The following is a 12,532-nucleotide window of genomic DNA, read 5'->3' as shown; positions in this document are numbered from 1 at the left end:
AAAATAACAGAAAAAACCTCTTTATTTATAGTCCATGAATAGGGTTTATAATCAAAGAATCTAAAACACAAACAACTTCTTTTTCATATAATTAATGGCTATGGGTGTACTGCTAAAAAAGTCATAGCCCATCAAACCATCAAAATAGGCATTGAAACTCTTTTTCATGCTGGAAAAATTGGAAAAGGCAACTTTGACATCCTTGAAAATCAGTTTATCTATATCCAATTGTTTGATACTGCCTCTCGCCACATCTTGTTTCGTGCCATTCACACCCGTCACATTGCTTGATTCGGTCACTTCAATTTGATTGCCCATATTTTTGAGCAGCCCTTCATCCAAAAAACCAACTCCTGCCCCAGTATCTAAACCCAATCGAACTTTCTCCCCTGCAATTTTTCCTTCAATTACCGCAAAATGTCGAGACATTTTGAAATCCAAAGTATGAACAGGCTTCTTCTGAACGGCTTGATACAAACGATTGCCTTTTTTATCAATCTCAAACACCGTCAGAGTACGTGTGTTGTAGTCAATTAGCAACTCATATTTCTTCAAAATCGGATAACCAATCAGTCCCAGAATCTTTTCGTGCAGTATTTTTTCGAGGTGTTGTAAATCGGCTGTATAAGCCTTCACCTTCTTCAATTTCAGCCCTCCCCACTCAAATTTTTTGGCAATATAAACACCAATATCCGATTTATTGCCGTGAATGCCGCTTGCAATAGTAGCCGTTTGGGGTGCATAATCGGGTTCAAAGTATTGATTGTTGAGGTACAGGTCAGAAGCACCACTATCAAGTATAAAATTACCTCTTACTCCATTGACACTTGCTTCTACAAGGATGAGTCGGTTGACAATCCGAAAGCGAATCTGTGAAAAACTTTTCACTGCTACTTCCGTTTCTTCTTCCTCATTGGATTTAGCATGACCAAACGAAAAGGTGCAGACAAGGCATAGGTAGGTCAGGTACAAAAGGGTGAGTTTTTGCATAACTTCTATTTTTTGGATTTGAAATACCTTGCAATATTAACCCTTACGAATAAAAATCAATGCCAATAAACTCTAAATAGAACTAAGAAGTGTTAAGCAACTCCATCTTTATCATTTCTTTACATTTGACAACACTCATTAACTTTGTGAGGCAACTATTTCCGCAACTGCCCCAAAATCATCTTCGCCTGTTCGTTTTCTGGCTGCAATTCCAAGACCCTTTCTACCAAACTTTTTGCCTTCAATGCATTGCGTCTAAGCGATTGAAGTCCAGCCATATTCAACAGTGCAGGCACATAATCGGGACTCAAAGCCAAAGCCTGTTCATACAAACGTTCTGCCTCCTTCAAATCGCCCAAATTGACCATCACAAAGCCCAAATTGGTCAACGCTGCAATGTGCTGATTGCTTTCCTCCAAAATAGAAGCAAACAATTTCTGCGCCCCTTCAATATTGCCCAATTCCATCACCGCCACGCCCAGTTTGTTTTTGAAGTCGAGATTCAAAGGAAGAATGTCCAGCGATTTGCTGAAATAGTCGGCTGCCGTTTCGTATTGTTTTTGCTGCAAAAAAGCCTCTCCAATGCGGTAAGCCGTCCAGCCGTCTTTGATTTTGGAAATAGGCAGGACGTTGGCAGCTTCAATGACTGCTTCAAAATTTTCTTGCAGATAAGACAAATGTACCTTCACTTCCAACGTTTTCAATGGATTGCCTTCCTTGCTTCGCTGCAAATAATACGCCGCCGAATCCAAGAATGTGACCTTTGGTGCATAACTTTCATAAAAATGCAAATATCCCTTTGCAGTCGTCCAATCATCTACTGCCCCATCCGTTGCAGCCTGCAAACCAATAAAATTTTCGATTTTGTTTTTCTCCGTTTCAGGAATTGGTTTGCGGATGTAGTGGTCGTGAATCGTGACGTGCGGAATGTCAATGCTTCCCGAAATAGGCATGTGACAGCCCGAACAATCGTTGTTGTTTTTTGTGATGCGCTGTGTTTTAGGAAGGCTACAATTGGTCACAACAGCCTCTGAATCTTCTTTTTCACTTTCTGAGTTTCCAGTCGTATTTGCAGCCATGTCCGAAACTTTATGGCAATTGATACAAGCATTATTGAAGGTTTGACGGGGCGTATATTTGACGCTGACGTGCGGATTGTGACAGGTGAGGCAGGTCATATCGCTGTTTTTGAAGCAGGCACTCTTTTCCATTCGATGCGCTTGTGATGCCATAATGAATTGGGTTTCATTGCCATCGTATTCGGGCAAAAAAACATCCATCACCTCATGCAAATACATGGCAGGTTTGAAGTCATCAAAATTTTTGCCATCCTTCAATACTGCAATGCCCTGAAGGTGGCAGCGTTTACAGAGATTCAATTGGAGTGGGCGGGGCAAACGTTTCGGATTCACAATCGAATAATCCACATATTTAGACGTGTCTATAATTTCATTTGCCAGTTTTTGTTTGACGTGTATTTCTCCCGCACCATGACAGCGTTCACAACTGATGCCATTTGGTAAGTTCAAATATTTGTTTTCCGACCCTTTCACAAAGTTGGGCAGCGAATTGTGGCAGGTCATACACTCTAAACCAATCATCCGATTGAAGCGAGAACTGAATCCTCCTTCAAAACCTGGGGCCAAATCCCATATACCTTTTTGGGTATAAAAAGTGATGGGGGCTTGGTACAAGTAACCATTGTCGTCAAAAATATGGGAGTTGGTATGTTGCCCCGAACCGACGATGTATTTGACATATTGGTTGCGCTGATAAATGGTATCTTTTGAAGTCTTATCGAGCCGAAACTCCTTGATATAGAGTGAATCTTGTTGCCAAAAAGGTTTGTAGTAGAAGTTGTTGAGGCTGTCGTAGAGTACTACATGGTCGCCAAATTCTGCGGCACTTTTTTGAGGAGTTGCGTGGTCAAAAGACTGCCCCATGCCTGTTTGGATGAAGGTTTCGTAGATTTCTTGGTGACAGCTTTGACAGGCTTGCATTCCCACATATTTGACCGTATCGTGTAGGTTGAGATAGGGTAAATCGGATGGTTTGTCGTGTATCGTTTCACCCTGATTGGTAGGCGACTGACAGACGACAAACAATCCGATACAACAAAATAGGATGCTCAATAGAAGCGTATTGCGTTTCATAGAAGGGCAAGATAATGAGTCTTGGGTGGAATTGGAAGCACAAAATGGAGAATTATAGAGGAAGGCAGCGAAATACTAAGAATATCGCTTCAATTCTCCTTCAATGGAAAGCACATTTTTCTTCAATTTGGCATCCTCTTTCACCAAAAAACCGACACCCAACAACCAAATTTCCTTACCAGAACCTTCAAACGGTTCGTAGTATTTGAGTTGGTCAATTTGGGTCATGGATTGCTTCAACAGATGCTCCATTGTTCCTTTTTCACTATATTTGAATTCGATGATGTAGATTTTCTTGCCCAGATCCAAGGTACAATCAATCCGTCCCTTATCCGTTGCATCCTCCAAATTGGGTTTTACCCCTAAAAGTGTCAGTACCAAATAAAACAAACCGTGATAGTAGGCTTCACTTGCTTTGTTGCGGTGTTGATAAGGCAAAGCAGCAAAAAGAGAGCGAAGAAGGGTCAAAAACCTTTCTAAGTCGCTTTCTATCAAGGCTTTTTTCATCAATGTTCCTTTGGATTGGATAATGTCTATTCGATCTGTTGAAAAAGCAGATAAAATGAAGGCATTGAAGGAAGTACGGACTTCGTGATTGGGGTAGGTCAAGGTGAAAAGCTCATCGTCCACCACTTTTTCTATTTCTTTGACTGTTAAGTATCCCGTTTCAAATAATAATTTAACCAAAGGAATACCTTGTTCTAAATCATAGCTGCTATCCAATGCAACGGTTTGGGTATTTTCAAACTCTTGTATGGTCGGTGCTTTTTGCCTTTCCCTAGAATATTTTTCTTTAATGAGTTTTATCAAAATGCTGGGCGTTCCTGTTTCAAACCAATAATTTTTGAATTTTAGGTCTTTCAAGACATTCACAATAGAATAAGGATTGAATACCCTATTTTGACCATCCCATGAATACCCATCGTACCAAGTAGTCATTTTCTCCACTATTTCAGATTCATTCAGTTTTTCCTTTTGAGCAAATTGTTGGATGTATTCGCCAAAATAGAGTTCTAAATCAGTTTTTGTGAAACCTACTACATTGTTAAAAGGGTCTAACAAACTCACATCTTTCATCAAGTTAATGACCGAAAAAATAGACATTTTCGCAAATTTAGAAATGCCTGTCAAAAACATAAACTTGATTTGAGCATTGTGTGCTTTTAAGATACTGTAAAAATCTCGCAATGAATCTTGGTATTTGGTAGCTATGTCTAAATCAGTAATATGTCGAGCAATCGGGGCATCGTATTCATCAATCAAAATCACAATTTCCTTTCCCGTTTTCTCATAAATTCCCGATATCAATTCACCAATCTTGCTATTGTAATGAGCAGAAGGAAGTACGATAGCATAATCCAAAGCGATTTCATCCAATAAATCCGCCATTTTCTGCTTAAAATCTGCTAATGTATCGTAGTTTAATTTTCCAAAATCAATCCGAAGTACAGGATATTTTTTCCAATCTATTTTATCTTCAATCCAAAGCCCCTTAAACAATTCCTTTTTGCCTTGAAACATCGCTTCTAAAGTGCTTATCAACAAAGATTTACCAAACCTTCTTGGACGAGACAGAAAAACATGTGAACTGTAATTGATTAAGTCGTACATTTCTTTGGTTCTATCCACATAGATATACCCTTCTTCAATCATTCTTGTAAAATCCGACTTGGCTAAAGGTAATTTTTTCATATACTTCAATTGACTTCAAATCTTACTGTATTAATGAAGAAGTGAAGGTAAAGGTTTTACCAATCACTTCTCCAATCCATCCATCACCTCAAGCGTACTGTACCCTCCACTCATTTTTTTGACTTGAATCCGTGTCGAAATCCGTTCCTTCAATGCTTCAACGTGCGAAATAATGCCAATTGTTTTACCAGAAGACTGCAAATTTTCGAGGGTCGTCATGGCGATATCGAGCGTATTGCTGTCGAGCGTACCAAAGCCTTCGTCAATAAACAGCGACTCAATCTGTGCCTTTCTCCCCGCCAAATCCGATAGTCCCAGGGCCAGCGACAAACTCACCAAAAAACTTTCACCTCCCGACAAAGTACGCATCGAACGCACCGTATCAGCCTGATACACATCCATTATCTCCAGTTCAAGTTCTGCTTTTTCATCATCCTTGCACTTCTGCACCAAGTAGCGGGGATTCAGTTTTTGGAGGTGAATATTGGCCAATTGAATCAATTTAGAAAGGGTCAGACCCTGTGCATACTTGCGGAATTTGTCACCTTTTGCAGAGCCAATCAGTTCATTCAGTTTTTCCCAGCGTTTCCACTCTTTCGTCTGTTCCTCCATTTTCAAGGTCAAAGCGTGGTACCTGATCTTCAATTTTTCGTCTTCCTCCAATTGTGATTTGATGCGCCCAATTTCTTGGTTCACCAGCTCTTCTTCCTGTTTTTTGGCACTGATAGACTCCTGAATCTCAAGTTTACCCAGTTCGGTCATCGCTTTTGCTTGCTCCGTTTCCAAAGTCTTTTGATTGTCTGTCAAGGATTTGTTGAGTTCTGTTTCCTCTTTTTCAATCTGCTTTTGTTGGACTTCGATTCGATTCGCTTCTTGTATCTCCAACATTGCTTCCTCCAATGCCAAAATAGTCGGGAAACCAGCTACTTTCAGTTCTTCCTTAAATGATTCTTCTACCAATTCAAGCAATTCACTCAAGCGTTGTTGTTCAAAACGCTGATGTTCCAACAGGTCTTTTTTGCTCTGCAACTGGGCATCTTTGTCATTGTAGATTTGTTTTTGTGTGTCCAGTATTTGTTGTTGTTGGTCAATGATTTGACGCAAACGCCCTCTTTCTTTTCTGGCATCTTTCAGCACAAAAGCAGCACTCAAGCGAGTTTTGGAAGACTCCAATTCTTCCACCTTGTTTTGCAGCAAAGTTCGCTCGGCATCCACCGCAATTCGTTGTCGATTTTTCTCCAAAAATACCTCGCGAGCCGTATTCAATTTGGCTTTATAAGACTCGATATTTTCCTTCAAACCGTCCCTGTGTGTCAATTTTGATTGATATACTTCCAAACGTTTTTCTAGTTCCCCAATGATTTTTTTGTGATTCGGAGCCGTTTTTAGGCTTGTATTGTATTTTTGCAATGTTTTTTCTACCACCAACTCTTGCTCATTGCTTTGGGCTTCTATTTCAGACAGTTTTGTGGTCATTTCCTTCCATTCATCACCCAATCTTTGCCAGTTTTCTTTGGCTCTTTCCAGTTCGTTTTGTGCTTTTAGGAGGGCTTCACTGTGGTTTTGCACCGATTTTTGTAGTTCATTGATTTGGCCTTCTCGTTTTTTGACCGCATCCAATTGTTTCTTGGTATCGTCCATCAACTGCTGTTGGTGTTTTTTGGCAGTTTCGATGGGCGCAACACTTTGAATCTCATAAGCACTTTGTAGCAATTTGTTAATACCCTCAAACTTAGCAGCTACTTCCGCATTTTCCCCTCTCAAGGTTTTACCCTGTTCTTCAATGTTTTTTTGCTTTGTTTCGACAGTTGCTATGTCCCTTTCATGCGTTGAAATATTTTTTTGCAGGATTTCTACCTTTTTTTTCTGCTCATTGAATTCTTTTTTCCGTTTTGAAACATCGGTTTGGTAATGCCCCTCAGCGTAGGGATGATGCTTCGAGCCACACAAAGGACAGGATTTTCCAGGCTCCAATAAAATGCGTTTGTCTGTCAAACTTTCAATAGTTCGCTCTGCTTCATACAGTTTTTCAGACTTTTCCAAAGATTGTCGCTCTCGCTCCAAATCGGTTTGAAACTCTTGGAGTTCCTTTTGCAGTTTGTTCCAATAGCTTCGGTTTTCCACGTAATTTAGGCGCAGACCTTCAATTTGTTGTTGGCGTTTTAGATAGGTATTGGCGAGATCAATTTGTTGTTCGAGTTTGGTGATAATGGGCTGCAATTGCAGTAGTTTCTCCTCCAATATTTCCCGCTTAGGTGCTTGTTGCTGCTCGTTTTCGAGTTTGGCCAGTTCCACCGTTTTTTTGTCCAAATCACCTTGGTAGTAGCGCACTTTTTTTGTCCAAGCATCCATGCTTGTTTGTTCCGATTCCCTTGCAGTGCGTTTTTTATTGACCAATCTTTTTTGAGCCAATGCTTCTTTTTCGGTTTCCTGCCAATATGTCAATTGCTGTTGAATCAACGGAATGTCAATGCTGAGATTATTGTCGGCTTGGTTCTTTTCGAGCCAATTTTTGGTGTTTTCCAATGCGGTTTCGGTGCTTTCCTTTTGCCCTTTCCACCGTTGCTGTTCGGCTTGATTTTGCTGCAAATCCTTTTCCAAATCCGCCAATTTTGCCTGTTCTTTTTGAAGAGAAGCTTGTTGTAAGGTAATCTCATTTTCGAGCTTCAATACTTCTTCAATAATCGGTTCAGTTTGTTTTTGTGTTTCTTGCGCCAAGTCCAATGCCTTTTTTGCCGTTTTTTGCTGCTGAAAAGCATGGTCTTTGGCTTGTGCCAATTGTGGTAGTAGGGTTTCCCGAATGGTCAGAATGGCTTGATTGAGGTCTTGAATTTGTTGGAGTCGGCTTTTCCAGTCTTTCAAATCTGCTTGGAAAGGAACGGCTTTTTGGTGAAGGTGGAGTTTGGAAAAGTCGTGTTGAAGGGCAGTAGTTTTACTTTGCAGTAAAAGCTGTTGTTGCTGCAATGTTTGGGCTTTTTCCTCCAATTCTTGCAATTTTTTGAGCCATTGTATTTGGAGTTGAAATCCTTCCAATTCCTTGCGGATAAATAAATTGCGGTCTTTTTTTTCTTCAATTTTCAATTGTAGTGCTTCTTTGGCTTCTACGGAAAGTAATTCCACTTGCCCCAATTGTTGCTGCAATTGGTCTGCTTTTAGGCGTTCCTCTTTGGCACGATTGAAGGCTGCCTCCGAAATTTTGGAGTAGGTATCGGTTCCTGTAATACGCTCCAACAATTCCCCTCTTTCGTTCTCTTTCGCTTGCAAAAAAGCGGCAAAATCTCCCTGAGCCAACAAAACCGACTTGCGGAAACTCTCGTATTTAAGCCCAATGATTTTCTCGATTTTTTTTCGGGCTTTGGTTGCCGTACTTGTTCCTTGAACGGCTTTATCTGTGTCCAAATCCACCAATCCATGATACACACCCTGCAATGCGCCATCCGCTTTTCCTCTCGCCCGCCGCAATTGCCATTTGGCTCGATACCGTTTGCCCTTGACCTCAAACTCAACTTCGGAAGTGCTTTCTGCGGTGTGACGGGTCATCAATTCGTAGGGCGTATCGCTGCTGTATCGGGCTGCTCGACCGTACAATGCCACGGTGATCGCATCCAAAATAGAGGTCTTTCCTGCACCTGTTGGACCTGTGATGGCGAACAGTCCTGCTTCTGCAAAGGGACTTTTATTGAAGTCTATGCTGTGCTTGCCTTTGAGCGAATTGATGTTTTGGAAGTGTACGCTTAGGATTTTCATGGAGTAATGTGAATGATGAAAAATTAGAAGTTAAAAATAGGGAATTTCTATGTAAATTTTATTGAATGAGTGGTTTGGAGTGATTTTTTTATTGACAAATGCTTTGTTATTTGGACGAGAAGTGGGATATTTGACGAAATATGTTTCGTTAAAATAAAAATAATTTAATGAGTAAAACTACTATATTTCTTGCCTTTGCTAATGACTGGGGTGAAAATAATGATAATTACTTAGAAGCATTGATGGAAGAGGAAAATTCCATTTCTCAAATTTTTGATGAATTAAGAAATAGTAACTGCTGTAATTTAATAAGAGAAGCAAATACAACAGTCGATAAACTAATTGGAAAATTTCAAAAACATAGAAATTTTATTAATATATTTTATTTTTCTGGTCACGCAGGTAATAAAATGATTAATTTAGAAGATGAAATAGGTGAATCACATCAAGTATCGATAGAGGCTATTGGGGAATTAGTTAAAAACCATAATAGTTTAAAACTTGTTTTTTTAAATGGCTGTGATACTAAAGAACATGCACAGTATCTTCTTAAAAATGGAGTCAGTGCAGTTATTGCTACAACCAAAGCAGTAAAACAATATGATGCTATGGAAGTAGCAGTAGAATTCTATAAATCTATAGCTTCTAACTCTACAGTTAAGGAAGCGTTGAGCGATGCGAAAGCTGTTATGATGATGAGAGATGCGTCATTTGATTTTAGCTGGGAATTATATTCAAGAAGTGATAAAGATAGAGATTATAAACCTTTTCCTGTAAATATTACGAAAATTACTGGACTTAGAATATTACATTTGTCAAATTTAAATTATACTAATTTAAATAAAATACAAATTGATAAACTGTTATCCGAATCTGTAAAAGGAATCGAAGATGTTGATTTTGTATGTTTCACAGGAAATCTTGTAATGAAATATGATGAAGAGTTAATTAAGCATGCCTATAATCAGTTAAGGAATCTTTGTTATTCTGTTGGTGTAGATTTAAATAATTTATTCATTGGAATTGGTAAAAATGAGGTTGATTTATCAAAAACCTCGATGATTACTTCTTTTATTCAAGGCTTAAAAGATGAGGATCAAATAAATAAATTACTATCAAGTTCTAATGATTTTAAAATTAGTTGTGAACCTACTAAAGTTATTACTGAAACGACACAACAACATTTTATCGATAATGACGAAGTCTTTATCAATAAAATAAGTGATTTATATTCTATTTTTTTTAGACAAGTAGGTGATAAAAGCATTGGATTTGTGGTTATTAATTCCTTATGGAATTTCGATGGTACTAATAAATTAATATTCCCCTCGAAGGTATTAACTGAAATAAACGATAGTATAAAAAAGTGTGATTACAAATTTCTTTTATCAAATGTTCACCCTTCTAACTTGCATTCATTTGATATTGATTTTGAATATAATGCATATTCAATTTTCGACTTTATTTTAATGGGTCAAATCCCCACTAAGAATAAGCCTATACTTTCTAATAATATGGTCGTTTCTGTTTATACAACTTATAGACAAAATGACGATAATTTGTCATTTTCATTAATTGATTTTATTTTTTTTACAAAAGACATACTTATAAAAAGCTATTCTTTATCAATAGAGAATAATGAGGTTTGTGATACAATAGAAAAAAATGCTTCAAAACTTCAAGAAGTAGAAGTAAAAAATAAACAAGTTAAGTTATTTCAAACTTTACAAAGAAGAAGGCAGGAATATATTAAAAAAGGAAATGATTTGTTTCTCCACAAAAATGATAAAAATAAAGAGTTCATAGAGTTATTTACAAACCCTACATTAAAAGAGAGTAAAGAGGAAATTGAATCATATAATAGTCCCGAAAATATGATTCGAGTAAAGGATGGTTTTAATAGCCTTTTCAAAATTGACGATAACTTTGTTATATTCGGGAGTGATAAATGTGGGAAATCTTCTTTACTGGTCAAAGTAGCAATAGAGCTTTTGAATTTTAATTCTATCTTTTTAGATAACACAATACCTTTTTATCTTGATTTAGAATCATATAAAAAGAAACCTCATAGTTTAGATATTCTGAAACTAATATCTAATTACATTGAAAGTAATAAAAAAAGCACATCTGATTTGTTAAAAAAAATTAATCTCCGTCTTCTCATAGATAATTTTGATCCAAATTATAAGTCTTTAACAAAACAAGTGGCAGAATTTATTAGTGCATATCCTCATTGTTCTTATATTATTTGTGGAGATCAAACTACTATTAGAAAATTTGAGCTATTTGATTATGGATTTAATCATTATAAAAAGCTGTTTTTTCATGATGTTTCAAGAACTGAAATAAGAACACTTATTAAAAAAACCTTAAATAAATCACCTGAAACAACCGATAATATCTTGGAGAGGATAGTAAAAGTGTTTAACCAACATAGAATTCCTTTTAATTTTTGGACAGTTTCAGTTTTCCTTTGGATTTTTGATAGAAATACTACGATAGGAGTTAAAAACAATTCTGAATTAATAGAATTATATGTTCAAGAATTATTAGGTAGGAAAGAGCTAGCTGAAAATGCTAACTCAAGGTTTTCATATCCAATGTATAAGAAATTACTGTCATTTTTAGCGTTTAAATTATATTCCGATTTTGCTCACCAAGTGTATGCCGCATCATATGAATCTATTTTTAGCATTGTTCGTTCATTTCTTGAAAAAAGTAAGAGAAGAGGATCTGCTCTTCCTGAGGATGTTTTAGATTATATAAAAGAAAAAGGGATTTTAAAAAGAACTGAAGATGGATTGTATTCTTTTCGGCTGAATGGAGTCTTTGAATATTTTCTAGCTACTCAAATGCTTTATGATAAAAACTTTTTAAAGGAAGTAATCAAAAAGAACGATATATACCTTTCTTATAAAAACGAATTGGAACTTTACTCTGGTTTTGAAAAGGATGAAAAGCTAAATGAGAAGTTTTTAAAAAAAATATATAAAAAGACAAAAAAATATTGTGAGAAATTTAGAATGAATTATTTGCAAAAAGGATCTGTAGATGATTTATTTAAAGCTGAATTCAAAGAAAGCAATGAGTTGACAACGTTGACTTCAAAAGTAGATGCCCAAAATTTAACACCTCTTACTTATGAAGAAAAAGATGAATTAATTGATAAATTAGAATTTAAGCATGAAGATCCAGAGGAAATTTTAGCGAGCGATGTAGTTATAAAGAAGAAATTTGATTCAGAAGCAAAGGAACATGAGAAAGTTGAAACATATTTATTCATACTCGGAAGAGTATTTAGAAATATTGAAGTAGAAGAAAATGATGAAAAATTAATAGACAATGAAATATTTACATTTTTTATTGATACAGTATGTATTTGGGGGTTTCAACTAATGGAATCATTTTCAGAAATCCCACAAGAAATTATAGAGTCTAAGGATAGAGAAAGACCTAAACTTGCTCTTCATTTAATACGAATTTTAAAAGGATTTATACCTTTGGTAATACAAGGGTTTACTTATGACACAATTGGACATATAACGTTAGAAAAAATTATACAAGAAAAAATTGCTGAATTAGAATTAGATAGTAGTAACAATCAAATGAAATTATTTATTTTATATTTTTTGTTGATAGATATTGATATCAATACTCATTATAAAAATATAGATGCACTGATTAGTATTTTAAAGATAAATACTTTGAAATCAGCAACAATAATCAAAATGCTTTCATATTTAATGCTAAAAGCTCAAGGAAATATAAAATTAGTAGAATATTTAAAGAATAGACTTAGAAATTACCAAATACAAATTAATCCAAACGTAAGCCATAATGAAATAGACAAGCAATTAAAAGCTATAGACAAAACTTTACAAGTGAAAAAAGAAATATACAAATAAAATTATTTTAATTCGTACTTTAATCGACAAACAATATTTCTATTG

General features: G+C 36.3%; 5 protein-coding genes. 1 reads left to right on the top strand and 4 read right to left on the bottom strand.

Annotated elements, in window-relative coordinates; genetic code table 11:
* Nucleotides 1-60: 60 nt before the first annotated feature.
* The 4 genes from R3E32_15000 to R3E32_14985 form a co-directional block, all read right to left on the bottom strand.
* Nucleotides 61-990: an aspartyl protease family protein gene (locus R3E32_15000; GenBank protein MEZ4886041.1), complete on the bottom strand. Its 930-nt coding sequence runs from the start codon at nt 988-990 to the stop codon at nt 61-63.
* A gap of 155 nt (nt 991-1,145) precedes the next feature.
* Complete coding sequence (locus R3E32_14995) at nt 1,146-3,143, bottom strand: tetratricopeptide repeat protein (GenBank protein ID MEZ4886040.1); 1,998 nt, start codon at nt 3,141-3,143, stop codon at nt 1,146-1,148.
* Nucleotides 3,144-3,218: 75 nt separating this feature from the next.
* Nucleotides 3,219-4,835 carry an AAA family ATPase gene (locus tag R3E32_14990; protein ID MEZ4886039.1) on the bottom strand — a complete coding sequence of 539 codons (1,617 nt, stop codon included), beginning with the start codon at nt 4,833-4,835 and terminating at the stop codon, nt 3,219-3,221.
* A 63-nt stretch (nt 4,836-4,898) separates the two neighbouring features.
* Complete coding sequence (locus tag R3E32_14985) at nt 4,899-8,582, bottom strand: AAA family ATPase (protein ID MEZ4886038.1); 3,684 nt, start codon at nt 8,580-8,582, stop codon at nt 4,899-4,901.
* 167 nt (nt 8,583-8,749) lie between these two features.
* Between R3E32_14985 and R3E32_14980 the strand changes: the two genes are divergently transcribed.
* On the top strand, nt 8,750-12,487 hold the full coding sequence (locus R3E32_14980) for a CHAT domain-containing protein (protein MEZ4886037.1): 3,738 nt from the start codon (nt 8,750-8,752) through the stop codon (nt 12,485-12,487).
* The last annotated feature ends 45 nt before the right edge of the window (nt 12,488-12,532 follow it).

It is taken from the genome of Chitinophagales bacterium, from assembly GCA_041392475.1.
Taxonomy (GTDB): domain Bacteria; phylum Bacteroidota; class Bacteroidia; order Chitinophagales; family UBA2359; genus JAUHXA01.
The sequence above is the reverse complement of the archived record's forward strand: the minus strand, read 5'-3'. Positions and strand labels throughout refer to the sequence as shown.